The sequence below is a fragment of the Antrihabitans cavernicola genome, assembly GCF_008297975.1.
Lineage (GTDB): Bacteria > Actinomycetota > Actinomycetes > Mycobacteriales > Mycobacteriaceae > Antrihabitans > Antrihabitans cavernicola.
The window spans coordinates 87,005-108,900 of sequence record NZ_VLNY01000001.1 but is presented as its reverse complement, the minus strand read 5'-3'; the positions used below and the strand labels follow the sequence as shown (position 1 = coordinate 108,900).

Genomic DNA, 21,896 nt, shown 5'->3' with positions numbered 1-21,896 from the left:
GACGCTGTAGGACAGCTCAAATGGCCCGCGACGGGAAGCCGGTCTGGTTCAGACCCCGCCGCGGCGACCAAGAAGGAGCATCCGCTGCATGGCTGCGAGTTTACATCCGTGACTCGCGATGCCAAAAGGTGCTCTCCGCTCACGTTTTTTGCCTGGGTAACGGTAGGTTTCCAAGGCAGCTGTTGGAGGGAATGGGTAGACGGATGGACAGACGGAATTTCATCAAGGCCGCGGGGGTGGCCACAGCGTCGTTGGGCATCGGGATCGGCGGTGCGCTGACGGCGCCTGCTGTTGCGCGTGCCGACGGCCCGTGGGCGTCGCTGTTTCGCGGCTGGGTGCCGGAAATCTTTGCGCCACTGCCTGATCCGCCGGAGCATACGACGGCGATCGTGATCGGTTCCGGATTCGGCGGCGCCATCTCTGCGCTGCGTCTCGCCGAGGCCGGCGTCGCTACGACTGTTCTGGAGCGCGGCTCGCGTTGGCCCAACGACCCGTGGCGAGAAATCTTCACCGGCGACGACCTGCCCGACGGCCGCGGCTTCTGGCACCGCACCTCCTTCACCGGCGTCAACAAGGTGCCGATGCATTTCGAGGATTTCGGTGGCGTTCTGGACTGCACCGAATACCCGGGCATCGACGTCTGGCGCGCGGCCGCCGTGGGTGGCGGCTCGGTGGTGTTCACCGGCGCAATGGTGGAACCGCAGAAGCGGCACTTCGACGACCTGTTCCGCGGCACCGTCGACTACGACGAGCTGCACAACACCTACTACCCGCGGGTGCGGCAGATGCTGCGGCTCAGTCCGGTGCCTGCCGACATCTACGGCTCCGAATCGTTCACCCACTCACGCGCATGGGACGAGCAGGTCCGCAAGGCCGGCTACCAGCCGCAGGCCGTCGATTCCATCTTCAACTGGGACGTCGTCCGCGCCGAGATAGACGGCCGCAGCCGCCCGTCAGCGACGGCAGCGCGCAGCAACCTCGGCAACTCCAACGGCGCCAAGTTCGATCTGAACCAGAACTATCTGAAGTACGCCGAAGGTACCGGCAAGGCCCGGGTCTATCCCGGCCAACGCGTCGAGTCGATCGCGCAGGACGGCAGCGGCAAGTTCACCGTCGACGTCTCCAAGATCTCGCCGACCGGCGAGGTGTTGAGCAGGCGAACCCTGACCGCCGACCAGCTCTACCTAGGTGCCGGTTCGATCGGCACCTCCGAACTGCTGGTCGCCGCCCGCGCGACCGGTCGGCTCGGCAACCTCAACGAGCACATCGGACAGGGTTGGGGCACCAACGGTGACGTCGGATTGGCCCGTGGCGCAAGCGTTGTCAGCGGTACGGCTCAGGCGGCGCCGTGCGCGAGCCGGATCTTCGACGACACCGGACTGCCCGTCACCCTGGAGAACTGGTTCATTCCCGGCGTGCCACTCGATCTCGGTGCGTTGTCGTCGTTGGGCATCGTGATCGATCCGACGCGCGGCCAGTTCGGCTACGACGCCGCGAGCGGACGCGTCGGCTTGAACTGGCCTGCCAACGGCAACGATCAGGCGCTGGCGGCCGCGCGCGCGGTCGATCACAAGATCGCCCAGCTGGGTGGCTCGATGTTCGAGTACGGTGCCCTGGGCTACGACGCGCAGGCAGGCTTCACCGCCCACCCGCTCGGCGGCGCAGTTCTGGGACTTGCCACCGACGGCAACGGACGCGTGCACGGGCACCGTGGGCTGTACGTGGTCGACGGCGCGGCGATGCCGGGCAGCGCGGGTGCAGCGAATCCGTCGTTGACGATTTCTGCTCTTGCCGAACGCAATATCGAGGCAATCATTCGTTCCGGCGGCTGAACCTAGTAGACAAGGCTGTATGACTCAGCAACAGGCGCGATTGAGTAGACCGCCCGTCCGCAGCGTCGATTGGCTGATGCTGGCGTTGGCCGTGCTCTCCGTTATCTACCTGGTGTGGATCACGTTCTGGCATGTTTCGGCGAGCACGCTGAACACGGTTCACCGCGTCGACTACGTGGTGTGTGCGATCTTCGCGATCGACTTCCTGGTTCGGTGGCGACGCGAACGCACAGGTTGGCGATTCCTACTCCGCAATTGGTACGAGATCCTCGGCATGATTCCGATCGCGACGCCGATCGTGCGCAGTTTCCCCGCGCTGAAGATTCTGTTCGTCCTCGCTCGACTCGGCCGGGTGCTCGATCGCGCGTTCGGCGATCAGATCACCTCGAACATCCTCAACAGGTTCACCCGGGGTGTCGTCGGGTTGATCAAGCGACCGATCACGATCGCCGTGCTGGACGAGGTCGGCGGTGTGCTGCGCAGCGGTCACTACACCCAGAACATCGCTCGGGCCTTGGAAGAGAACCACCGCGAGCTCGACGACATGATTCTCGAGCTGATCAAGAACGATCCGCAGACCGGCAGGCTGAAGTTCCTGCCGTTTCACGACGACGTGGTTCGCCTCGCGGCCGACACCACGTTCCGGATCATCATGCAGATGCTCGCGGACCCGCGCACCGACGAGCTGGTCTCGGACATGCTTCGCGAAAACGTCGAGCAGATTCGGTCGTCGGTGCACGAGTTGTACCGCGCTGAAGGGCCTGCCGCGAAGATGCCGGACTTCGACCCACCCGACCGTCCCACCGAGAGGTTCCCTCGATGACAACCCAAATCGACGTCGCACGCGCATATCTGGATGCGCTGATATCGCACGACGGCGACTCGGTGGCGTTCGCGCCCGATGCGGTGCGCTACGAAAACGGGCTCAAGACCGGTCGCTCGGGCAAGCACTTGCGCAACAGCCTCACCCGCGGTCCGCAGTACCGAATCATCAGCGCGATACGCAAGCTCACTACGTCCGTCGATGGTGATGTGGTGCACACGGAGTATCTACTCGATGCGGCAGCATTCGGGCGGCGGCTGGCGACGGTTCGTGTCGTCGAGGACTTCGCGATTCCGCCCGCCGATCTGCTGATTCACCGTATCGACGCGAAAATCTCGTTCCGCCGGCGGTGAGTGGGCTCTGACGGTCGAAATTTCGGCCGATTTCCGCCCTGAGAGCCCGTTCGCCGTCACACCCACTGCACCCGTTTTGGATGGTTCTCGGTAGGCTGACAAGCTGAAATCGAAGAATTCGACACTATCCGGAGGTAAACCCGCGTGGCTCTCGTCGTCCAGAAGTACGGGGGATCCTCGGTGGCAACCGCCGAGCGCATCCGACGCGTCGCTGAACGGATCGTCGAGACGAAGAAGGCAGGCAACGACGTCGTTGTCGTCGTCTCCGCGATGGGTGACAGCACCGACGAACTGCTCGATCTGGCTCAGCAGGTGTGCCCTTCGCCGCCCGCCCGCGAAATGGACATGCTGCTCACCTCCGGCGAGCGCATCTCGAACGCGTTGGTGGCCATGGCAATCCATTCGCTCGGTGCGGAGGCGCGGTCGTTCACCGGCTCGCAGGCCGGTGTCATCACCACCAGCGCCCACGGTAAAGCGAAGATCATCGACGTGACGCCCGGCCGCGTGCAGGCGGCGATCGACGAAGGCTCGATCGTGCTTGTCGCAGGCTTCCAAGGCGTCAGCCAGGACAGCAAGGACATCACCACGCTCGGCCGCGGCGGCTCCGACACCACCGCAGTCGCGCTCGCTGCGGCGTTGAAAGCGGACGTCTGCGAGATCTACACCGATGTCGACGGCATCTTCACCGCCGATCCGCGCATCGTGCCGGACGCCCAGAAACTCGACACCGTCTCGTTCGAGGAGATGCTCGAAATGGCGGCTTGCGGCGCGAAGGTGTTGATGCTGCGGTGCGTCGAGTACGCCCGCCGCTACAACGTGCCCGTGCACGTCCGTTCGTCATACACCGACAAGCCCGGCACCATCGTGTCCGGATCGATGGAGGACATCCCCGTGGAAGAAGCGATCCTCACCGGAGTTGCGCACGATCGCAGCGAGGCCAAGGTCACCGTCGTCGGCCTGCCCGACTCGCCTGGCTACGCAGCCAAGATCTTCCGTGCAGTGGCCGATGCCGAGATCAACATCGACATGGTGCTGCAGAACATCTCCAAGATCGACACCGGCAAGACCGACATCACCTTCACCCTGCCGAAGACCGACGGTCCGCGTGCCGTCGAGAAGCTGACGAAGATGCAGGACGATATCGGCTTCTCCGCGGTGCTCTACGACGATCACATCGGCAAGGTGTCGCTGGTCGGCGCGGGCATGAAGAGCCACCCCGGCGTCACCGCCACCTTCTGCGAGGCGCTGGCGTCGGCGGGCATCAACATCGATTTGATCTCCACCTCCGAGATCCGGATCTCCGTGCTGTGCGGTGACACGGAATTGGACGAGGCTGTCCGCGCGTTGCACAAGGCATTCGACCTCGGCGGCGACGAGAAGGCCGTGGTCCACGGCGGTACGGGGCGGTAATGGGCGAGCGAAGCGACGGGGAAGTGTGACAGCCATGGGCGTACGGGTGGGAGTTGTCGGAGCGACCGGTCAGGTCGGCGCTGTCATGCGCAAGCTGCTGGAGGAGCGCGAGTTCCCCGCCGACGAAGTGCGGTTCTTCGCATCCGCACGTTCGGCAGGGAAGAAGCTGCCGTTCCGTGGCGGGGAGATCGTGGTCGAGGACACCGAGACTGCCGATCCGTCCGGCCTCGATATCGCGTTGTTCTCGGCGGGCGCGACCATGTCGAAGGTGCAGGCGCCGCGCTTCGCGGCTGCCGGCGTCACCGTGATCGACAACTCGTCGGCCTGGCGCAAGGATCCCGACGTCCCGCTGGTGGTCAGCGAGGTCAATCCGGAGGCGACGCAGAATCTGGTCAAGGGCATCATCGCCAACCCGAACTGCACCACCATGGCCGCGATGCCGGTGCTCAAGGTGCTGCACGACGAGGCGGGCCTGCAACGGCTGATCGTCTCGAGCTACCAGGCTGTGTCCGGCAGCGGTCTCGCCGGCGTCGAAGAGTTGGCGACGCAGGCGCGGGCCGTGATCGACGACGTGGAGAAGCTGGTGCAGGACGGCAGCGCCGTCGACTTCCCGGCGCCGAACAAGTACGTCGCGCCCATCGCGTTCAACGTGTTGCCCTTGGCGGGGTCGATCGTCGAGGACGGCTCGTTCGAGACCGACGAAGATCAGAAGCTGCGCAACGAGAGTCGCAAGATCCTCGGCCTGCCCGACCTGCTGGTGAGCGGCACCTGCGTGCGCGTTCCGGTGTTCACCGGGCACTCGCTGTCGATCAACGCCGAGTTCGAGCGCCCGCTTTCGGTCGAGCGTGCCAAGGAACTGCTCGGTGCCGCGCCGGGTGTGAAAGTGGTCGACGTGCCGACCCCGTTGCAGGCTGCCGGCGTCGACGACTCGCTGGTCGGCCGGATTCGCCAGGATCCGGGTGTGCCGGACGGTCGTGGGCTTGCGCTGTTCGTCTCCGGCGACAACCTGCGTAAAGGTGCTGCGCTGAACACGATTCAGATCGCCGAGGTGCTGCTCCGCAGCAGGTGAGCGGAAAAGTGGTCTCTGGACCAACTAAACGCTCACCTGCGCGACAGCGCAGTCACCGTGCTGGTCGAATCGGTAGCCCCACTTGGCGATCGGCAATCCGAAACTGGTGACCTCGAACGCGAACTCCTTGTTCGGCTCGGCCGTCACCACCTTGCAGGTGGTGAACCACAGGTAGCGCTGGCGGTTCCAGCCGACGAACTTGGTACCGACGTCGGCCGGGCCGTCGGAGGGGTCCAGACGCCGATGAATTCGGGGCTCCAGTCGGGCATGCGTTTCGGATCGGCGACGGCGCGATACGCATCCGCAGGAGTCGTGGGGATGTGGATCTGCTCGGAAATGTTCCATTCGCGCGACATTCCAAGGATCCTGTCGGGTCGCGAGTTCGATGGCAATATCGATGCCTATGGGCATCGATCAGTAGTAATGCCGCCGCCCGCCGACCGCACGCCCCATCGAACCCAACAAGAACAGCACCGCTCCGATGACGAGGACGATGATGCCGATCGTCCAGAGGATCGGGACCTTCAGCAGAAAACCGATTACCAAGAGCACTATGCCGAGAATGATCATGTCTAGCTCCTCACCTGGGCCGACGATACGAACGACGCCCGCATCTCGGCAGGTGAGGAGTACCCACGATCCCTACTTCGGAATCAGCTGGCCGCTGCCACTGTCGGAGAGAAACTGGAAGATCTGTGCGTTCGGACCGGTGAAGACCGAAGGCCGCCAACCGGGGGTGGTGGTGGGCGGCCTTCGAGGTCGACGTCCCACAGGCGCCTCTCGGCGGTAGGCCGAACGTATCGGCAAATGGGGTGGGGCCCGGGGCTTGTCCGGACGCCGACAGAGGGTCCAACCGCGACTGTCGAGGGTCTATTCCCCGACCTCCAATTGAACGCGAAACCAGCGCGCTCGGCGGGCGGTGCGCGGCTTGTTTCGCGTTGGGAAGCGTTGGTCGAAGGCATCGCCGTCGAGTACTTGGTTGTCCGCGGATGTGCCTGCCACCCAGTGGCCATCAGACAGATCGTCTGCGGCGGACAGGGTCTCGTCGACGAGGTAGGTGGTGTCGCACGACGGGACCGTCACCGTGTCCGTCGTCCCGGCGATCGCAACCCAGTGCCCGCCGTCGAGGAAGTATTGGGTGCGGACAGCGTCGATGCTCGCAACGGTGGCTCTGGTGACGACAGGGCTGGTCGTGAGCGCGAGATATCGGTCGTGGGTGAGGACTCCGGCAAGTCGGTGCCGACCAGCAGCGAGGTCGGCCGGGTCCTGCCAGACGGCGGCAAGTCTGCCGGCCCGCACGACAGCCTGCTCAGCCGACCGGTAGTCGACCGCGAACAGTCCGCTGACGAGCAATGGTTCGACGTCGTCTTGTCCCCAGGCCGTCGGTTCCTGTGTCCACGACAATTGGGCGCTGACCGTGTCGCCGACGTGCCAGGTCAGGTCGTCGGGAAACGGTTCATCGTCGACCACCACTGGCCAGATCACGGGCTCAGTATGGCAAGCGAATGGGCGGTGCCGAACTCGCGGCGCCACCGGGACTTTCCCGAAACTCCTCCGTAGACGCGGCATAGTCAAGACAATCGAATTGACGCATTGGGGTTCGTCCGAGCCTGCCCGCTCGGAATCTGCTACAGCCAACCAGCCTAGGAGGCTTCGTGATGACCAAGCCGACAACCACGAACACCGGCATTGCCGTAGCGAGTGACGACGAGTCGCTCACCGCTGGACCACAGGGTCCGATCCTGCTGCACGATCACTACCTCATCGAGAAGTTGGCACAGTTCAACCGGGAGCGGGTTCCGGAGCGCATCGTCCACGCCAAGGGTGGCGGCGCATTCGGCGAGCTGGAGATCACGCACGACGTCAGCAAGTACACCAAGGCCAAGCTGTTTCAGCCGGGCGCGAAAACCGAATCGCTGGCGCGCTTTTCGACCGTCGCGGGCGAGCAGGGCAGCCCGGACACCTGGCGCGATCCGCGCGGTTTCGCGATGAAGTTCTACACCGAGGACGGCAACTACGACCTCGTCGGCAACAACACTCCGATCTTCTTCGTTCGCGACACCATCAAGTTCCCCGACTTCATCCGATCCCAAAAGCGTTTGCCTGGTTCGGGATTGCGCGATCATGACATGCAGTGGGATTTCTGGACCCTGCGCCCCGAGTCGGCCCATCAGGTGACGTGGTTGATGGGCGACCGCGGCATCCCGAAGACCTGGCGCAACATGGACGGCTTCGGTTCGCACACCTATCAGTGGATCAATTCCGCAGGCGAGCGCTTTTGGGTCAAGTACCACTTCAAGACCGATCAGGGGATCGAGTTCCTGACCCAGGACGAGGCGGACACGCTGGCGGGCAGCGACCCCGACCATCACCGCGCGGATCTGTACAACGCCATCGACCGGGGCGAGTTCCCCAGCTGGACGGTGAAGGTGCAGATCATGCCGCTCGACGAGGCCGAGGGCTATCGCTTCAACCCCTTCGACCTGACCAAGGTGTGGTCGCAGAAGGACTACCCGTTGATCGACGTCGGCAAGTGGACGCTGAATCGGAACCCGGAGAACTTCTTCGCGCAGATCGAGCAGTCGTCGTTCGAGCCGTCGAATCTTGTTCCAGGAATAGGCTTTTCGCCCGACAAGATGCTGCTGGGTCGAGTCTTCTCCTACTCCGACGCGCATCGCTACCGCATCGGCACCAACTACGCGCAGCTGCCGGTCAACGCGCCGAAGGTCGAGGTGAACTCCTACTCCAAGGAGGGTCCGATGCGCTACACGTTCAATCCACCGGACGTGCGCCCCTACGCGCCCAATTCCTACGGCGGTCCCCACGCCGATCCGGAACTCGCTGGTGACGAAGGCCTGTGGGCCTTCGACGGCGAGGCAGTGCGGGCGGGCTACGTTCAGCACGCCGAGGACGACGATTTCGGTCAGGCGGGCACGTTGGTTCGCGAGGTGCTCGACGACGCGGCGCGCGAACGACTGGTCGACAACATCGTCGGTCACGCATCCGACGGCGTCTCCGAAGCCGTGCTCGTGCGAGTATTCGACTACTGGAGCAAGGTGGATCCGGACCTCGGCAAGAAGGTCGAAGAAGGAGTGCGTGCCGGTCAGAAGAAATAGGCACTTCCGGAGAGGGTCGGCGTGATTCTGAGCGCGGGTGTGCTTGTGTACAAGGTCGAGGACGGTGCTTTGCGTGTGCTCATCGCGCACATGGGCGGTCCGTTCTGGGCGCGCAAGGACGAGCACGCATGGTCGATCCCCAAAGGCGAATGCGATGACGGCGAAGATCCACGGACGGCCGCGGCCCGGGAGTACCGAGAAGAGATCGGTTCCCCGGTGCCTGCGGGTCAGCTGGTCGATCTGGGTGTCTTCAAGCAGTCGAGCTCGAAGAAGATTGCCGCCTACGCCGTCGAAGGTGACGTCGACGTAGGCGGCATCGAAAGCAATACCTTCGACATGGAATGGCCGCCGCGATCGGGCCGCACCCAGAGTTTTCCCGAGATCGATCGGGCTGAGTGGGCCGATTGCGCGACGGCGCGGACAAAGCTGGTCAAGGGGCAGGTTCCGGTACTGAACAGGCTGGTCACGCTGCTGCGCGACACCGGTGTCGTGTTCGACGAGTGACGTACTTACGCAACGACTACAGCAGGCCGAACCAGTAGACGACGCAGGCCAGCGCAAACACTATGAGAGTTTCCATTTTCCCTCCTCTTACTTAGATCATCGGACCGCGAGCAGCATTCGTCACGCAACATTTTCGTATCGCATGTTGCTACAAGATCATCCTTTTGCCCCGCGGCTCCGAATCTTAAATGGATCGCAGTCGGGGAGGTCTCTGAGGAGGGTCGCAAATGGGAAAGTCGACACGTCTCGTCGCAGATGTCCGGACGCATTACGATCCGCCGGACGACTTCTTCGCCCTGTTCCTCGACCCCACCATGACCTACACCTGCGCCTACTTCGCGGAACCGAACATGACGCTCGAGGAAGCGCAGCTTGCCAATATGGATCTTGCGTTCGGCAAGCTCGAACTCGGTTCCGGCAAGCGACTCCTCGACATCGGTAGTGGCTGGGGTTCCGCGATGCTGCGAGCCATTGCCGAGTACGACGCCCACGCGTACGGCTTGACGCACAGTCGCAATCAATACGAGTACACGCGTCGAGCACTGCGCGGAGTGCCGCCGTGGCGAATCGCGGAAGTCGAGTTCGCCGACTGGGATCAGTTCGGCACGCCGGTCGACGCTGTTCTGGCGATCGGAGCGATCGAGCAGATCCCTCGCGAGCGCTACGACGACTTCTTCGTGCATTGCTTCTCACTGCTCCCCGAGGGTGGGCGCATGCTGGTGCAGACGGTCATCGGCTTCGATCGCTTCGCGCTGCACGATCGAGGGCTGCCCGCCGATCACGAGTACAAGCTGTTCGGCGAATTCCTGCAGGACGAGGTTTTTCCCGGCGGAGTCGTGCCGGAGGCGAAGTGGGTACAGGACAGCGTCGATGCCGCCGGATTCCGAATCGAGCATATGCAGAGCCTGCGCACCCACTTCGCACGGACGCTGGATATTTGGTCGGCCGCATTGATGGAGCACCGTGACGAGGCGATCAGCATCACGTCAAGCGATGTCTATCAGCGCTACCTGCGCTATCTCACCGGCTGTGCGGAAAGATTTCGGCGCGGCTTTTTCGATCAGGTGCAATACACGCTGGTCAAGTAGTCGCCGCGCCTGGCAGCGCCGCGCGCAACACGTCCTTCACGTCCTCGACCAGGTCGTCGGCGGCTTCTGTTCTGCCCGAAAGGAATTCGAGCAGACTGTGCTGAAACACGCCGTCGAACATCGCGTAGGTAACGCGCGACGACAGCACGGGTTGCACCTCGAGAATTTCGGCGTAGCGCGTGACGATCCGCCAGATCATGTTCTCCAGGCTGGCATTGATATCGGCGACGTCGTCGCGAAACGATTCCTCGAACATCGACTGTGCACGTAGGTCGTACCAGAGGCGGTGCATTGTCGCCTCTTCGCGCAACGTCGCCGACATCGCCGCGCCGAACCCGTCTTCCAGATCCGACGGAGTTTGCGCGGTAGCGACGACGTCGTCGTACCGGGTGACGCACCGCGCTTTGTAGAACCGCACGCAGTGCGTGATCAGGTCGACCTTGTCGCGGAAGTAGTAGTGCAGAACGCCGTGCGAGAACTCCGAGTTCTGCGCAATCTCACGCAAGCTGGTTCGCGCGTAGCCGAGTTCCGACAGGGTGTGCAACGCCGCCTCGGCAAGCTGATCTCGCCGCTCGGCGAACTTGTCGACTCGGCGGCGCGCGATCCTGTCGAAATTGGTTTCCGCGACCGACATACAGCGTTGCTTTCCGTCTCGAAGGGGTGGAATGTCACCCCCGTGCGGGCTCAGTGTACCGCCGGACGGCACGGCTCGAATCGGCCGTCTTGACAGCTGCCCAATAAAAGCTTGACAGTCGTCCAACAATGTTAGGCTGTGAGCCACATCACTTCTCATCCTGGAGGAAAGTCGCATGAGTGTCTTCGATCTGGCCGGCCGCAAGGCGCTAGTCACCGGCGGTGCCCAAGGTTTGGGAGCAGGCATGGCCGAGGCGCTCGCCAATGCGGGTGCCTCGGTGATGATCGGCGACGTCGCCGAAGAAACCGGCAAGGCCACCGCAGAGGCAATCGGAAAAGACGGAGCGACAACAGGATTCGTCAAATTGGACGTCACCGACGACGCCGCGTGGGAGGTCGCGATCACGGCCACGGTTGCCGAACTCGGCGGCCTCGACATTCTGGTCAACAACGCCGGTATCGAGATTTCGGCGCTGGTGGTGGACATCGACGCGAACGACGTTCGGCGCATGTGCGAGGTGAACATCGTCGGCCCGATGCTCGGTATGAAGCACGGCCTCCGCGCAATGCGTCCCGATGGCCCGGCGGGCAAGGGCGGCGCCATCATCAACGTATCGTCCGTTGCTGCGACCATCCCGTTCCCCGGTATCGCGGGATACTCGGCAACCAAGTCGGCGGTGGATCGGATGACGCGTGTGGCCGCTCAGGAGAGCGGAAAACTCGGCTACGGCGTGCGCGTCAACTGTCTGTACCCGGGTCTCGTTGCCACCGAGATGGGCTTGGGCCTGGCGTCGGACATGGCGAAGCTCGGACTCTGGCCGTCGGCCGAAGCCGCCGTCGGCGACGTCATCGGACTGACGCCGCTCGGCAGGCTGGGCGAGGTCGCCGACATGGCCGACGCCGTCGTGTTCCTCGCATCGGATGCGGCGCGGTTCGTCACCGGCATCGGCTTGCCCGTCGACGGCGGCATGGGCATGTAGATGCGCCTGGCCGACTATCTCGACAAGGGCGCATCGCTGGGCCGCGATGCGCCGTGCCTCACGATGGGCGAGCGCAGCTTCAGCTACGACGACGTTGCACGGCTGAGCGGTCGTGTCGCAGAAGCGTTGCGGTGCTCCGGGGTTCGGCCCGGCGACAAAGTGGCAATCTTGTCCGGCAACGATCCGATCGCGTTCAGCTGCGTCTTCGGGATCAGTCGAGCGGGTGCCGTGTGGTGTCCGGTCAATCCTCGCAACGAGGCCGCCGAAAATCGGGAACTACTGGACCTTTTCGACTGCCGCTGCCTCATCTACCAGGGTTCGTACCAGGCGCTGGTGGACAAGATCAGACCCGAACTGCCGAAGCTGAAAACCGTCGTCTGCCTCGACGGGCCCGGTGCGGATGCGCTCGAGTTCGATCAGTGGCTCACCGCCGCCGAAATCGAGCTCGTCGAAGAACCGGTGGACGACGTCGCACTGCTGGTGGGAACCGGTGGGACGACGGGAAAACCCAAGGGCGTCATGCTGACCGGGCGCAACATCGAAACCATGTCGGCGCTGACGTTGATGGGCTATCCGTTCGAAGGCAGGCCGGTCTACCTTGCGCTCGCACCGCTGACCCACGCTGCGGGCGTCTTGTGTTTTCCGATCATGGCGCTCGGCGGCCAGGTGGTGATCATGCCGAAGCCCGACCTCGCCGAATTCCTCCGTCTGGTTCGGCAGCATGGCGTCACGCACACTTTCCTCCCGCCGACACTCATCTACATGCTGCTCGAACACGCAGATCTTGTGGATGCGGATCTCTCGTCGCTGCAATGCTTCTGGTACGGCGCGGCGCCCATGTCACCGGCTCGGCTGGAGGAAGCGATAGGCCGGATCGGACCGGTGTTCGCGCAACTCTTCGGTCAGAGCGAAGCGCCGATGATGATCTCGATGCTGCCGCCGAAGGAACACTTCGCGTCGGACGGATCGATTGCCGTGCAACGACTCTCGTCCGCCGGTCGGCCTGGTCCGTTGGTGACGGTCGCGATCATGGCCGACGACGGACGGTTGCTGCCGGCGGGGGAGCGCGGTGAAGTGGTGGTGCGGAGTTCGCTGGTGATGGCCGGTTACTACAAGAATCCGACGGCGACCGCGGAGGCGTCGAAGTTCGGTTGGCACCACACCGGCGACATCGGCTACCTCGACGAGGAGAACTATCTCTACATCGTCGACCGTGCGAAGGACATGATCATCACCGGTGGGTTCAACGTCTACTCGGTCGAAGTGGAACAGGCACTGCTCGAGCATCCCGACATCCAGGATTGCGGAGTGATCGGGCTGCCGGATGACAAGTGGGGCGAGCGCGTCGTCGCCGTCGTGCAGCCGCACGCAGGCCGCACCGTGGTGCCGGACGAGGTGATCGCATTCGTGAAGTCGCGGATCGGAAGTGTGAAGGCGCCCAAGGAGATTGTCACCCGACCTGATCTGCCGCGCTCCAAGGTGGGCAAGATACTGAAAAACGACATGAAGGCGGAACTGCTGGCTCGATGAGCCCGTCTGATCGGGCAGGTGTCGCAGCACTGTTGCTGTGGAAGCCTTGAAGGCATGATCGAGAATGCGTACTACTCGCACGATACGCACGGCGACTACGACCTGATCAGCATCGGTTCGCTCGACCTCGAAGAGGGCGGGACCATTCCGGATTGTCTGCTCGCGGTTGCCACGTTCGGCGAACTCAATGCCGACAAGGACAACGCGATACTCGTGACCACCTGGTATTCGGGCACGCACCAGATCTTCCGCGACGTCTACATCGGACCGGAGCACGCGCTGGACCCGACGCAGTACTTCATCGTCTGCGTCGATCAGATAGGCAACGGACTGTCCGTGTCACCGCACAATGCGGACGGCGCCAATGCCTCGATCTCGATGTCCGCGTTCCCGAAGGTGCGCATCGGCGACGACGTTGTAGCCCAAGAGCGTTTGCTCCGTGAGCATTTCGGGATCGAGCAACTTGCGCTGGTCGTAGGCGGGTCGATGGGCGCGCAGCAGACCTACGAGTGGGCGGTGCGATTTCCGGACAAGCTGCTCCGCGCCGCAGCCATCGCGGGCACCGCGAAGAACACCCCGCACGACTTCCTGTTCACCGACACGCTGAACGAGGCGATCCAGTCCGACCCGGGTTGGAACGGCGGCGAATACGCGTCGAACACTGACGTCGCAGCCGGGCTCGCCCGACATGCCAAGATCTGGTCCGTCGTCGGGTACTCCACCGAGTTCTGGAAGACCGAGGCGTGGCGACCGCTCGGGTTCGACAGCATGGAAAGCTTTCAGACCGGATTCATGGAGGCGTACTTCGGCGCGATGGATCCGAACGACCTGCTCGCCCAAGCGTGGAAGTGGCAGCGCGGTGACGTGTCACGTCACACCGACGGTGATCTGACCAAGGCGCTCGGTCGGATCACCGCGACGATGTTCGTGATGCCGATCGACGAGGACATGTTCTTCCCGGTTCGCGATTGCGCCGCCGAGCAGGCGCTGGTGCCGGGCAGCGAGTTGCGTGTCATCGCGAACGTCAGCGGTCACCTCGGCCTGTTCGGCCTGCAGCCCGAATACATGGCGCAGGTCGACAAGCATCTGAAAGACCTGCTCGCTACGCAGTGACAGTGGTTCGCGTCGAATTCTTCCGGCGGAAGAGCGCATCGACGGCGAAGCGGCCGCCACCGAAGGCCGCCAACAGCAGTGATGCGATCGCGAGGACCAGCACCAACTCGTAGCCGCCGTCGGAGACGAAGATGCCCTTGTCGATGTGCACCGTGAAGAACGCGCCGACCATGTCGAGCAGCAACAGCACGCTGACGATGGACGTCAGCACGCCGAGGATCAGAGCTGCGCCACCGACCAACTCGACGAACGCGGCGTAGTACGCCGACAATGCCGGAGCCGGCACGCCCATTCCGGTGAAGCCGGTCTTGGTTGCGTCGAGTCCGTTGGTCACCACCTTCTGCCAGCCGTGGGCGATGAAGACGATGCCGAGGCCGATGCGAGCGATCAGCAGTGCGATGTCACGCGAGGTTGTCGAAGTCATGGCTCCAATGTGCCACGTCTAGGTTGAAGCTTCAAGTTAAGTTCGAATTGTTCGCAAACAAAATCGGCCCCGACCTAGTGAAAGGTCGGAGCCGATTGTGTCCGTCTCAACACGAGTCGGGGTGGCGGGATTTGAACCCACGACCTCTTCGTCCCGAACGAAGCGCGCTACCAAGCTGCGCCACACCCCGTGTTGAAGCCTGCTGCCTCTTGCGAAAGCAACCAGCGAAGTCTAGCGCACCACCGCTTCCGAATGCGAAACGCCATGGTCGGCATCGGTGTGCGGCTCGCGACGCGGAGCGGGCACCAGCGTGAGCAGCGTGGCTTCGGGCCTGCAGCAGAATCTCGCAGGCGCCCACGGCGACGTTCCGATACCCGCCGAGACGTGCAACTGCATGTGCTCGCCCCACTTCGACGGGCCCTTGACCCGCGACCGATCGATGTTGCAGTTGGTCACCAGCGCGCCGTAGAACGGCAAGCACAGTTGGCCACCGTGGGTGTGCCCGGCGAGAACCAGGTCGTAGCCGTCGTCGGCGAATTGATCGAGCACGCGCGGCTCCGGCGAATGTGTGAGCCCGAGCCGCAGATGGGCCAACGGGTTGGGCACGCCCGCGATCGTGTCGTATCGATCGCGCTGCAAATGCGGATCGTCGACGCCGGCCGTTGCGATCCGCACGCCCGCGACCTCCAGCTCACGTCGGACGTGCGTGATGTCGAGCCAGCCGCGCTCGGTGAACGCTGCCCGCAGGTCCCGCCACGGCAGCGGGTCACCATGCGTGCGCTTGTGATCCTTCTTGAAGTACTTCAGCGGGTTCTTGGGGATCGGTGCAAAGTAGTCGTTGCTGCCGAACACGAAAAGCCCTGGGCGAGCAAGCAATCCACCCATCGACTGGACGACTGCAGGCACGGCCTTCTGATGCGACAGGTTGTCGCCGGTGTTGATCACCAGGTCGGGTTCGAGCCGATCCAGCTCGCGCAACCAGTTCTGTTTGAGTCGTTGCCCTGGCGTCATATGGAGATCGCTGACGTGCAAGACGCGCAGCGTGGAGGTCCCCGGTTCGAGCACCGGGAGCGTCTCCTCGCGCAGCGTGAAGGCGTTGCGTTCGACGAGCGAGGCGTACCCGATACCGAGGGCTGCGGCGCCCGCGGTACCCGCGGCGGTGCGCTTCAGAACAGTGCTGGATATGGCTGACACCTAGTCAGGATACGGGCCACGCGAAAAGTCGGCGCATCAAATACCGCCCGGCGCGTAGCGTTTTGCCCATGGCAGAACTGAAAGCACAACTGCGCACGGACATGACAGCTGCGTTGAAGGCGAAGGATGCGCTGCGTTTGGCGACGCTGCGAATGCTGATCGCAGCCGTGCAGACCCAAGAGGTCGCAGGCAAAGAGTCCCGCGAACTCAGCGACGACGAGGTCCTGAAAGTGCTCGCGAAGGAGTCGAAGAAGCGCGGCGAGGCAGCCGAGGTGTACACCGAGAACGGTCGCGGTGAGTTGGCTGCGAAGGAACGCGCCGAGGCGCAGATCATCGACGAATATCTGCCGACGCCGCTGACCGACGCCGAACTGGCCGACGTCGCCGACACCGCCATCGCGCAGGTCTCCGAAGAACTCGGCGAACGGCCGAGCGTCCGTCAGATGGGCCAGGTCATGAAGGCCGCCAACGCATTGGCGGCAGGCAAGGCCGACGGCTCCCGAGTCTCGGCAGCCGTCAAAGCCCGCCTGTAACCGCTACCGAGGTCTGGTCGGCTCCGCCGGCGGTGCTGCCGGTGGCGACGCAGGCGGTGACGCCGGCGGGGCACCAGGTGGTGGCGGTGTTCCCGACGGGCGCGGTGCCGAACTGGGGCGCGGTGCCGGAGCCGACTTCTGGCTGCCGTCGCTGACATAGATCGTGACGGTGGAACCCGGCACGGCCGAACCCGCCGGTGCCGATCCCGTCACGATGCCCTTGGTCTGCGCACCGTTGACAGTGACCTCGTTGACCTGGAATCCGGCGCCCGCCAGCTCGGCGGTCGCGGCACCCTGCCCCATGCCGGTCACATCGGGGACTTGTGCGTTCTGCGAACCGCGGGCGTACTTCTGATCGATCGGCGGCAGTGCGGGCGGTGGACCGAGCGGAATCACCGGTTTGATCGCGCTGTACCAGGTGCGGGCGGGTTCGTTGCCGCCGAACAGGTCGCCGTCACCACAGTTGCGCAGTGGGAACGAGCAGATCTCGCCCGGTGTCGGCGTATCGCCGTAGATGTAGGCGCTGCCCGCGTAGGCGTTGGTGAAGCCGAGGAACGCCGACGACCTGTGCGTCTCCGTCGTACCGGTCTTCGCCGACACCGGGTAGTTCCAGCCCGTGGCGCCTGCGGAGCCGGCCGAAGTGCCGCCGCCCTGGTCGTCCTTGCTGAGCGCGTTGGCGAGCGTGTTCGCCAGACCCGGATCCAGTACCTGCTCGCACGCCTGCTGCGTCAGCGGGACCGGCTTGCCCTCACGGTCGAAGATCGAGTCGATCGGGTTCGGCGGGCACCACTTACCGCTGGACGCGATGGTTGCCGCCACGTTCGACAGTTCCAACGGATTGATCGCTGTCGGGCCGAGGGTGAAGGAGCCCAGGTTCTGCTCCTTGATCATGTCCGCCAGGCTCTGATCGCCCTGGCCGGACGTGCCGGGCGCCGCATACGAGCGCATGCCGAGCCGGACCGCCATGTCGACCGCCGGTGTCACGCCGACCGCCTGGATGAGCTTGACGAACGCCGTGTTCGGTGACGTCGCCAACGCTTGCGTCACCGACATCGTCGACGCGTACTTGCCCGCGTTCTCGACGCAGTAGGTGGCGGGCGGACAGTTCTTGGCGCCGCCGTTACCCATCCCCTTGGCTTCGAACCGATAGGGAACGTCGAGAGTTGCGTTGGTGCCCAAGCCTTTTTCCATCGCCGCGGCGGTGGTGAAGATCTTGAAGATCGATCCCGCGCCGTCGCCGACCATCGAGAACGGTTGTGGCTGAACGGTTTCCTTGGCGTCGCCGTTGAGTCCGTAGGTTCTGCTGCTTGCCATCGCCAGCACCCGGTGCGAATCCTGACCGGGCGCGATCACGTTCATCACTTCGGCGATGTCGTCGAGATTCGGGTTGGTGTTCGAGACAACGGCCGAATGCGTCGAATTCTGCACGGCCGGATCGAGGGTGGTCTTGATCAGGTAGCCGCCCTTGTCGATCTGCTCGCGACTGATGCCGGCATTGACCAGATATTGCAGTGCGTAGTCGCAGAAGAAGCCGCGGTCGCCTGCTGCGATGCAGCCGCGCGGGAGGCCCTGCGGTTCCGGCAGCACGCCGAGTGGCTGAGTCTTTGCCTGACGAATCTCGTCGGCACGGCTCGGAATGTTCTGGATCATCGTGTCCAACACGGTGTTGCGGCGTTCGGTGACGCCCTGCGGGTTGGTGTACGGGTTGAGCTTGGAGCTGCTCTGCACCATGCCTGCGAGCATCGCCGCCTGCGTCAACGTCAGCTGCGAGGCGTCGACGCCGAAGTACGTCTTCGCCGCGTCTTGAACGCCGAACGACGAGTTACCGAACGGCACCAGATTGAGGTAGCGCGTGAGGATTTCGTCCTTGGTCAGTTTCTTGTCCAGCGTCAGCGCCATCCGGATCTCACGGATCTTGCGGGCGGGCGTCGTTTCGATCGCGGCCCGACGCTCGGCGTCGGTCTTGGCCACCACCAGCAGTTGGTAGTTCTTCACATACTGCTGATCGATCGTCGATGCGCCCTGCTGCACCTCGCCACTCGAGGTGTTGGTCAGGAACGCGCGCAGGGTGCCTTGCCAGTCCACGCCCTGGTGCTCGGCGAAGCGCTTGTCCTCGATGGAGACCAGCGCCAGCTTCATCTCGTTGGAGATCTTGTCGCTGGGGACTTCGAACCGGCGCTGCTCGTAAAGCCACGCGATCGGATTGCCCGCCGCGTCCACCATCGTCGAGACGGCGGGGACTGTGCCCTCGACCAACTCGGCGGAGACGTTGTCGACAGTGTCGGCCGCTCTGTTGGAGAGAAAGCCGAACCCGCCGGCTATCGGAAACAGCAGACCAGCGAGGAGGACCGCTGCCAGCAGGCAGCAACCGGCCAGCTTCGCAATCGTATTAGGCACCGACACGCTAGACAGAGTACGTGTCCGCCCGCTGGTGAACGAGAGCCGCCGGGTGTGGGCCGTGTTCCGAGCTCGGGTTCCTCGGGCCCTATGGACGGGCGTACCAAAAATTCCGCCCACGGACTTGCGCACGCGGCTACCGATTACTTAGATTGTGGGCAGTGTGATACAGCTAACACTGAACACGGAATGTGGTGTAGCTCGCGGGAGGGTCAGATATGAGCCCGCTTGCTATGCGTACTTTCTTGGAGCGCCGTGAACTCGGTGTTCGGACTGCAAAGGGGCAAACCGAATGCACATGACCACCCCGATCGCTCGACTGGACGTAGAGGAAGCCGAAGCCCGTATCGCGTGGGTTGCACAAGCTAGATGCAGAGAAGTAGACCCTGACCAGTTGTTCGTCCGAGGTGCAGCGCAGCGGAAGGCGGCCACCATCTGCCGCCATTGCCCTGTTCTGATGCAGTGTGGCGCAGACGCGCTCGACAATCGGGTCGAGTTCGGCGTGTGGGGTGGAATGACCGAACGGCAGCGTCGCGCGCTGCTCAAGCAGCATCCAGAAGTCGAATCGTGGTCGGACTTCTTCGAGTCCCAGCGCCACCATCAGCCTGCGATGTAATCGCCGCGCGTCGATCGACGCGCAAGTCCGGAACCTGTTCGAAATGCGCATTTTTCACACTGCAGGCCTTTTAATTGCCTGCAGCGCATAACAATTCTGTACCTATCCGCGGGTGAGTTGATCGCCGACGGCTCGCAACGCCGCCAGGTCGGATACCTCGAACGGCAGCGACGGCACACCCACGATCGGAACGCGAGGGTGTGCGCTCGTGAACCGCTGCAGCAGATGCAATTCGCGCCGTGCCGTCACCGCTCGTTGTGCGTGCACGCGCAGCACCGCGGCGGTCACGTCGTCGTCCTGCTCGGCTTCGAGTCGCTCGGCTGCGCTCAGTGCGTTCTCCGACGACAGCGACAGCAGCGTCGGATGGGTGCGGTTGAGGACCAGACCGGCCAGCGGCATCTGCTCGCTGGAGAGTCGGTCGACGAAGAACGACGCTTCCCGTAGCGCATCCGGCTCGGGAGCGGCGACGACGATGAAATTCGTGCCCTCCCTGGACAACAGCTCGAACGTCTTGGTCGCTCGCTCGCGGAAACCGCCGAACATCGAGTCCAGCGATTGCACGAAAGTCGATGCGTCGGTGAGCATTCGACCACCGACGACGGTGGACACACCCTTGAGTGCCAATCCCATCGCGCCGGTGACCAATCGGCCGACGCCGCGACCGGGAGCGGTGAAGAGTCGAATCATCCTGCCGTCGAGAAACGTTCCCAGGCGCTTCGGCGCGTCCAGAAAGTCGAGTGCGTTTCGCGACGGCGGTGTGTCGACGATGATCAGGTCCCAATCCTGGTTCGCCGCAAGCTGACCCAGCTTCTCCATCGCCATGTATTCCTGCGTGCCACCGAACGACGACGCCACAGTTTGATAGAAGGGGTTGGCGAAGATCTGCTCTGCCTTCTCCGGCGTCGTGTGCTCGATCACCATGTCGTCGAAGGTGCGCTTCATGTTCAGCATCATCGCGTGCAGCTCGCCGGGAAAGTTCTCGCCGAGAGCGACCGGCTGCGGTGTGTTGTCCAACGCTTCGACGCCGAGCGCCTGCGCAAGCCGCTTGGCCGGATCGATGGTGAGCACCACCACCTTTCGGCCTTCCTGCGCGGCACGCAAGGCCAACGCCGCCGACGTCGTCGTCTTACCGACACCGCCCGAGCCGCAGCAGACGACAATGCGGTTGCGCTTGTCTGCCAAGATCCCCGCTACGTCGAGCACCGGTGTGTTCCTGGTGGTCATCGCACGCCCTGTTCGCTCAAGATGGCTGCCAATTCGTACAGCCCGCCAAGATCCACGCCCTCGGGCAAGGCAGGCAGATACATGCGCGCCGCGTCCACCTTCGCGAGGTCGGCCGCGCTGTCGTCCTGTGCCTGCAAAGTTGCCGAGTGCTCGATGGTTTCGGTGATCAAGCCCGCAAAGTCGTCCTCCGACAACGCGATTCCGACCTTGTCGAGACCCTTGCGGATTGCCTCGACGTCGACGTTGCCCTTGGCGGCCTCCGCGCGCGCGTCCTTCGGAAGGAAGCCGTTGTTCGCGCGGTTCACCACGACGGTGCCGACGCGCAGGTCGGCTGCTTGCAGTTCGGCGATGGCGTCGGCGGTCTCCTGGACCGGCAGCGCTTCGAGCAGCGTCACCAGATGCACCATGGTCTCGTCGGAGTGCAGCAGGCTCGACACGCCCTCACTCTGTTTGGCGACCGGCCCGCCGCGGGCCAGCTCGGCCATCGCCTTGGTCACGTCGAGGAAGCTGGCGATACGACCGGTCGGGGGAGCGTCGACCACGATCTCGTCGTAGACGTTGCGGCCCGACTTGTCGACGCGGATCACGCACTCCTTGATCTTGCCGGTCAAGATCACGTCGCGCAGACCGGGTGCGAGCGTGGTCGCGAATTCGATCGCGCCCATTCGCCGCATCGCGCGGCCTGCGAAGCCGAGGTTGTAGAACATCTCGAGGTACTCGAGGAACGCCGTCTCGGTGTCGATGGCGAGGGCGACCACTTCGCCGCCGTCGTCCGCGGTTGCGATCTTGGTTTCGGTCGGCGGCAACGGTGGAACGTCGAAGAGCTGCGCGATTCCTTGCCTGCCCTCCACCTCCACCAGCAGCACACGACGGCCACCTGCCGCGAGTGCGAGCGCCAAAGCGGCGGCTACCGTGGTTTTTCCGGTGCCACCCTTGCCGGAGACATAGTGCAGGCGTGCCTTGTCGGCGCGCTCCGGCCACTTGTCCTCGCGTGGACTATTCGGTGCAGACACGGATCCGAGCCTATAGGTCGACGGCTACGCACGTACGCGGGATA

The 21,896-nt window shown here is 63.8% G+C and carries 22 protein-coding genes and 1 tRNA gene; 13 read left to right on the top strand and 10 right to left on the bottom strand.

Features of this window, described 5'->3' with window-relative positions; genetic code table 11:
* Nucleotides 1-203 precede the first annotated feature (203 nt).
* From FOY51_RS00540 to FOY51_RS00520, 5 genes are all read left to right on the top strand, one after another.
* Nucleotides 204-1,832, top strand: a complete 1,629-nt coding sequence (locus FOY51_RS00540) for a GMC oxidoreductase (RefSeq protein ID WP_149428267.1) — start codon at nucleotides 204-206, stop codon at nucleotides 1,830-1,832.
* A gap of 19 nt (nucleotides 1,833-1,851) precedes the next feature.
* On the top strand, nucleotides 1,852-2,655 hold the full coding sequence (locus FOY51_RS00535) for an ion transporter (RefSeq protein ID WP_149428266.1): 804 nt from the start codon (nucleotides 1,852-1,854) through the stop codon (nucleotides 2,653-2,655).
* Nucleotides 2,652-3,008 (top strand): DUF8021 domain-containing protein, encoded by a 357-nt coding sequence (locus FOY51_RS00530; RefSeq protein WP_149428265.1) that lies wholly within the window; start codon nucleotides 2,652-2,654, stop codon nucleotides 3,006-3,008. The genes FOY51_RS00535 and FOY51_RS00530 overlap by 4 nt, the downstream gene beginning before the upstream one ends.
* 144 nt (nucleotides 3,009-3,152) lie before the next feature.
* Nucleotides 3,153-4,418 (top strand): aspartate kinase, encoded by a 1,266-nt coding sequence (locus FOY51_RS00525; RefSeq protein WP_149428264.1) that lies wholly within the window; start codon nucleotides 3,153-3,155, stop codon nucleotides 4,416-4,418.
* Nucleotides 4,419-4,452: 34 nt separating this feature from the next.
* Nucleotides 4,453-5,487, top strand: a complete 1,035-nt coding sequence (locus FOY51_RS00520; protein WP_149428263.1) for an aspartate-semialdehyde dehydrogenase — start codon at nucleotides 4,453-4,455, stop codon at nucleotides 5,485-5,487.
* A 24-nt stretch (nucleotides 5,488-5,511) separates the two neighbouring features.
* On the opposite strand, the gene FOY51_RS28105 is transcribed toward FOY51_RS00520, so the two are convergent.
* The 3 genes from FOY51_RS28105 to FOY51_RS00510 all read right to left on the bottom strand — a co-directional run bounded on the left by FOY51_RS28105 (nucleotide 5,512) and on the right by FOY51_RS00510 (nucleotide 6,972).
* On the bottom strand, nucleotides 5,512-5,898 hold the full coding sequence (locus FOY51_RS28105) for a hypothetical protein (RefSeq protein ID WP_187776116.1): 387 nt from the start codon (nucleotides 5,896-5,898) through the stop codon (nucleotides 5,512-5,514).
* 3 nt (nucleotides 5,899-5,901) lie between these two features.
* The gene (locus FOY51_RS27045; protein WP_187776115.1) at nucleotides 5,902-6,057 is read right to left on the bottom strand and encodes a DUF6131 family protein; all 156 of its coding nucleotides are present in this window, start codon (nucleotides 6,055-6,057) and stop codon (nucleotides 5,902-5,904) included.
* A 300-nt stretch (nucleotides 6,058-6,357) separates the two neighbouring features.
* Nucleotides 6,358-6,972 carry a hypothetical protein gene (locus FOY51_RS00510; protein ID WP_149428262.1) on the bottom strand — a complete coding sequence of 205 codons (615 nt, stop codon included), beginning with the start codon at nucleotides 6,970-6,972 and terminating at the stop codon, nucleotides 6,358-6,360.
* Nucleotides 6,973-7,145: 173 nt separating this feature from the next.
* Between FOY51_RS00510 and FOY51_RS00505 the strand changes: the two genes are divergently transcribed.
* The 3 genes from FOY51_RS00505 (at nucleotide 7,146) to FOY51_RS00495 (ending at nucleotide 10,195) form a co-directional block, all read left to right on the top strand.
* Nucleotides 7,146-8,603: a catalase gene (locus tag FOY51_RS00505; RefSeq protein WP_149428261.1), complete on the top strand. Its 1,458-nt coding sequence runs from the start codon at nucleotides 7,146-7,148 to the stop codon at nucleotides 8,601-8,603.
* Nucleotides 8,604-8,624: 21 nt separating this feature from the next.
* Entirely contained in the window at nucleotides 8,625-9,107 is a 483-nt protein-coding gene (locus tag FOY51_RS00500; protein WP_149428260.1) for an NUDIX hydrolase, read from the top strand.
* Nucleotides 9,108-9,334: 227 nt separating this feature from the next.
* On the top strand, nucleotides 9,335-10,195 hold the full coding sequence (locus FOY51_RS00495; RefSeq protein WP_149428259.1) for a class I SAM-dependent methyltransferase: 861 nt from the start codon (nucleotides 9,335-9,337) through the stop codon (nucleotides 10,193-10,195).
* Here the strand turns inward: FOY51_RS00495 and FOY51_RS00490 are convergent.
* Nucleotides 10,188-10,829, bottom strand: a complete 642-nt coding sequence (locus FOY51_RS00490) for a TetR/AcrR family transcriptional regulator (RefSeq protein WP_149428258.1) — start codon at nucleotides 10,827-10,829, stop codon at nucleotides 10,188-10,190. The two genes, FOY51_RS00495 and FOY51_RS00490, sit on opposite strands and share 8 nt — an antisense overlap.
* A gap of 175 nt (nucleotides 10,830-11,004) precedes the next feature.
* Here FOY51_RS00490 and FOY51_RS00485 point away from each other — a divergent pair, with 175 nt between their 5' ends.
* Genes FOY51_RS00485 through FOY51_RS00475 form a run of 3 tightly spaced genes read left to right on the top strand, consistent with a single transcriptional unit; the run spans nucleotide 11,005 to nucleotide 14,451 of the window.
* On the top strand, nucleotides 11,005-11,808 hold the full coding sequence (locus tag FOY51_RS00485; protein WP_149428257.1) for an SDR family NAD(P)-dependent oxidoreductase: 804 nt from the start codon (nucleotides 11,005-11,007) through the stop codon (nucleotides 11,806-11,808).
* Entirely contained in the window at nucleotides 11,809-13,338 is a 1,530-nt protein-coding gene (locus tag FOY51_RS00480; protein ID WP_149428256.1) for an acyl-CoA synthetase, read from the top strand.
* Nucleotides 13,339-13,392: 54 nt separating this feature from the next.
* Complete coding sequence (locus FOY51_RS00475; RefSeq protein ID WP_149428255.1) at nucleotides 13,393-14,451, top strand: alpha/beta fold hydrolase; 1,059 nt, start codon at nucleotides 13,393-13,395, stop codon at nucleotides 14,449-14,451.
* Here FOY51_RS00475 and FOY51_RS00470 read toward each other — a convergent pair.
* The 3 genes from FOY51_RS00470 to FOY51_RS00460 all read right to left on the bottom strand — a co-directional run bounded on the left by FOY51_RS00470 (nucleotide 14,441) and on the right by FOY51_RS00460 (nucleotide 16,069).
* Entirely contained in the window at nucleotides 14,441-14,875 is a 435-nt protein-coding gene (locus FOY51_RS00470) for a DoxX family protein (protein WP_149428254.1), read from the bottom strand. The two genes, FOY51_RS00475 and FOY51_RS00470, sit on opposite strands and share 11 nt — an antisense overlap.
* A 116-nt stretch (nucleotides 14,876-14,991) precedes the next feature.
* Nucleotides 14,992-15,065: transfer RNA gene (locus FOY51_RS00465), tRNA-Pro, on the bottom strand.
* A gap of 41 nt (nucleotides 15,066-15,106) precedes the next feature.
* Nucleotides 15,107-16,069: a metallophosphoesterase gene (locus FOY51_RS00460; RefSeq protein WP_149428253.1), complete on the bottom strand. Its 963-nt coding sequence runs from the start codon at nucleotides 16,067-16,069 to the stop codon at nucleotides 15,107-15,109.
* 68 nt (nucleotides 16,070-16,137) lie between these two features.
* Here FOY51_RS00460 and FOY51_RS00455 point away from each other — a divergent pair, with 68 nt between their 5' ends.
* A complete protein-coding gene (locus tag FOY51_RS00455) occupies nucleotides 16,138-16,602 on the top strand; it encodes a GatB/YqeY domain-containing protein (protein WP_149428252.1) in 465 nt (154 codons plus the stop codon).
* A gap of 3 nt (nucleotides 16,603-16,605) precedes the next feature.
* Here the strand turns inward: FOY51_RS00455 and FOY51_RS00450 are convergent, their stop codons facing one another.
* Complete coding sequence (locus FOY51_RS00450) at nucleotides 16,606-18,987, bottom strand: penicillin-binding protein (protein WP_149428805.1); 2,382 nt, start codon at nucleotides 18,985-18,987, stop codon at nucleotides 16,606-16,608.
* Nucleotides 18,988-19,291: 304 nt separating this feature from the next.
* Between FOY51_RS00450 and FOY51_RS00445 the strand changes: the two genes are divergently transcribed.
* Nucleotides 19,292-19,615 carry a WhiB family transcriptional regulator gene (locus tag FOY51_RS00445; protein WP_149428251.1) on the top strand — a complete coding sequence of 108 codons (324 nt, stop codon included), beginning with the start codon at nucleotides 19,292-19,294 and terminating at the stop codon, nucleotides 19,613-19,615.
* A gap of 102 nt (nucleotides 19,616-19,717) precedes the next feature.
* On the opposite strand, the gene bagB is transcribed toward FOY51_RS00445, so the two are convergent.
* Both bagB and bagA read right to left on the bottom strand, forming a co-directional pair.
* Complete coding sequence (gene bagB, locus FOY51_RS00440) at nucleotides 19,718-20,839, bottom strand: ATPase BagB (protein ID WP_149428250.1); 1,122 nt, start codon at nucleotides 20,837-20,839, stop codon at nucleotides 19,718-19,720.
* Complete coding sequence (gene bagA, locus FOY51_RS00435) at nucleotides 20,836-21,852, bottom strand: ATPase BagA (RefSeq protein ID WP_149428249.1); 1,017 nt, start codon at nucleotides 21,850-21,852, stop codon at nucleotides 20,836-20,838. Before bagA ends, bagB begins: the two co-directional genes overlap by 4 nt.
* Between the last annotated feature and the right edge of the window lie 44 nt (nucleotides 21,853-21,896).

Excerpts from the sequence above, each read along its gene's own strand:
- FOY51_RS00480 (WP_149428256.1), top strand. The coding sequence starts at position 11,809 with ATGCGCCTGGCCGACTATCTCGACAAGGGCGCATCGCTGGGCCGCGAT.
- FOY51_RS00520 (WP_149428263.1), top strand. The coding sequence starts at position 4,453 with ATGGGCGTACGGGTGGGAGTTGTCGGAGCGACCGGTCAGGTCGGCGCT.
- FOY51_RS00490 (WP_149428258.1), bottom strand. The coding sequence starts at position 10,829 with ATGTCGGTCGCGGAAACCAATTTCGACAGGATCGCGCGCCGCCGAGTC.
- FOY51_RS27045 (WP_187776115.1), bottom strand. The coding sequence starts at position 6,057 with ATGATCATTCTCGGCATAGTGCTCTTGGTAATCGGTTTTCTGCTGAAG.
- bagB (WP_149428250.1), bottom strand. The coding sequence starts at position 20,839 with ATGACCACCAGGAACACACCGGTGCTCGACGTAGCGGGGATCTTGGCA.
- FOY51_RS00445 (WP_149428251.1), top strand. The coding sequence starts at position 19,292 with ATGCACATGACCACCCCGATCGCTCGACTGGACGTAGAGGAAGCCGAA.
- FOY51_RS00540 (WP_149428267.1), top strand. The coding sequence starts at position 204 with ATGGACAGACGGAATTTCATCAAGGCCGCGGGGGTGGCCACAGCGTCG.
- FOY51_RS00535 (WP_149428266.1), top strand. The coding sequence starts at position 1,852 with ATGACTCAGCAACAGGCGCGATTGAGTAGACCGCCCGTCCGCAGCGTC.
- FOY51_RS00495 (WP_149428259.1), top strand. The coding sequence starts at position 9,335 with ATGGGAAAGTCGACACGTCTCGTCGCAGATGTCCGGACGCATTACGAT.
- FOY51_RS00505 (WP_149428261.1), top strand. The coding sequence starts at position 7,146 with ATGACCAAGCCGACAACCACGAACACCGGCATTGCCGTAGCGAGTGAC.
- FOY51_RS00455 (WP_149428252.1), top strand. The coding sequence starts at position 16,138 with ATGGCAGAACTGAAAGCACAACTGCGCACGGACATGACAGCTGCGTTG.
- FOY51_RS28105 (WP_187776116.1), bottom strand. The coding sequence starts at position 5,898 with ATGCCCATAGGCATCGATATTGCCATCGAACTCGCGACCCGACAGGAT.
- FOY51_RS00530 (WP_149428265.1), top strand. The coding sequence starts at position 2,652 with ATGACAACCCAAATCGACGTCGCACGCGCATATCTGGATGCGCTGATA.
- FOY51_RS00485 (WP_149428257.1), top strand. The coding sequence starts at position 11,005 with ATGAGTGTCTTCGATCTGGCCGGCCGCAAGGCGCTAGTCACCGGCGGT.
- FOY51_RS00470 (WP_149428254.1), bottom strand. The coding sequence starts at position 14,875 with ATGACTTCGACAACCTCGCGTGACATCGCACTGCTGATCGCTCGCATC.
- FOY51_RS00475 (WP_149428255.1), top strand. The coding sequence starts at position 13,393 with ATGATCGAGAATGCGTACTACTCGCACGATACGCACGGCGACTACGAC.